This is a genomic window from Rhizobacter sp. P3_B12 (assembly GCF_056402895.1).
The window spans coordinates 1-1,064 of record NZ_JBFUGN010001458.1 but is presented as its reverse complement, the minus strand read 5'-3'; the positions used below and the strand labels follow the sequence as shown (position 1 = coordinate 1,064).

2 protein-coding genes are annotated in these 1,064 nt (G+C 71.3%); one reads left to right on the top strand and one right to left on the bottom strand.

Annotation, left to right across the window (positions count from 1 at the left end; translation table 11 throughout):
- The first annotated feature begins 1 nt into the window (after position 1).
- Complete coding sequence (gene pcp / locus AC1D01_RS36070) at positions 2 to 601, top strand: pyroglutamyl-peptidase I (RefSeq protein WP_477874526.1); 600 nt, start codon at positions 2 to 4, stop codon at positions 599 to 601.
- A 25-nt stretch (positions 602 to 626) separates the two neighbouring features.
- Here the strand turns inward: pcp and AC1D01_RS36065 are convergent.
- Positions 627 to 1,064, bottom strand: a 438-nt coding sequence (locus AC1D01_RS36065; protein WP_477874524.1) for a substrate-binding domain-containing protein, incomplete at its 5' end; no start/stop codon positions are given.

The following is a 1,064-nucleotide window of genomic DNA, read 5'->3' as shown; positions in this document are numbered from 1 at the left end:
GATCAATCCTTCATGGGAGGCGGCGCGTGCGCTGGACGGCGAACGCCTCGGCGGCGCGGTGTTCGCGGCCCGCCGCCTGCCCTGCGTGGTCGACGATGCCGGGCCGGTGCTGATCGATGCGATCGAGGAACTGAACCCGGCGCTGGTGCTGTGCCTGGGCCTGGCCGGCGGGCGCACCGATGTGTCGATCGAACGCGTCGCGATCAACATCGTCGATGCGCGCATCCCCGACAACGCCGGCCGGCAGCCGGTCGACGAGCCGGTGGTGGAGGGCGCACCGGCCGCGTACTTCTCGACGCTGCCGATCAAGGCGATGCTGCGCGCGCTGCACGACGACGGCATCCCGGCGTCGATCTCGTCGACGGCCGGCACCTACGTGTGCAACGCGGTGTTCTACGCGCTGTCGCACTACATCGCGACCGAGCGCCCGGCGCTGCGTGGCGGCTTCATCCACGTGCCCTGGCTGCCGGCGATGGCGATACGGCATGCGGGCGCGCCGAGCCTCGCGCTCGATGCGGTGGTGGAGGCCGTGCGGGTGATGGCGGTGACGGCGCTGGGCGTCGAGCGCGACATCCGCCTCGCAGCCGGCACGACCCACTGAAACGCGCATTGAAAACGCGCACGGATCAGGGCGGCAGCATGCCCTTGCTGCGCAGCGTCTGCCGGCCTTCCTCGCTGGCCAGGCTCTTCAGGAACTCGGCCGCCGCCGCCCGGTGCGTGCTGGCCGCGCCCAGCGCGCCGGCATAGGTCGTGTAGTTCTGGATCTCGGGCGGCAGCATGCCGACCAGGTCGACGCCGGCCACCGGCAGGATCTCGCTGACCTGCTGGATCGCGAGGTCCGCCTCGCCGCTGACCAGCTTCTCGGCCGACAGCCCGCCGGCCACCAGCACCGCCTTCGGCCGCACCACCTGCGCGACGCCGAGTTTCTCGAACAGGCCGTCGAGGTAGATGCCGCTGGTGCCGCCCGACGCGGGATCGATGTAGGCGATCTTGCGCACGTCGATCAGCGCGTGCCTGAACTCCTCGACGGTGCCGATCGCCGGCTTCGGCGCGCCGGCCTTCAC